Below are 249 nucleotides of genomic sequence, written 5' to 3'. Positions count from 1 at the left end.
AAACCTGCGGAACCAACAACAGAATGTTACGAAACTGCAACATTCAACAACACAACTTGTACTTGGGATGTTTCTGGATCTAAACCTACAGAACCAACAACAGAATGTTATGAAACTGCAACATTCAACAACACGACTTGTACTTGGGATGTTTCTGGAACAAAACCTGCGGAACCAACAACAGAATGTTATGAAACTGCAACATTTAATAATAATACATGTACTTGGGATGTAACAGGAACGCAACCT

At 38.6% G+C, this 249-nt stretch carries 1 protein-coding gene; it reads left to right on the top strand.

Annotated elements, in window-relative coordinates:
• Nucleotides 1–249 (top strand): hypothetical protein (locus tag CXF54_RS13025; RefSeq protein WP_157823464.1); only part of this gene is annotated, 249 nt, incomplete at both ends.

The organism is Olleya sp. 1-3 (assembly GCF_002836085.1).
Lineage (GTDB): Bacteria > Bacteroidota > Bacteroidia > Flavobacteriales > Flavobacteriaceae > Olleya > Olleya namhaensis.
This window is presented reverse-complemented; position numbering and strand designations above follow the sequence as displayed.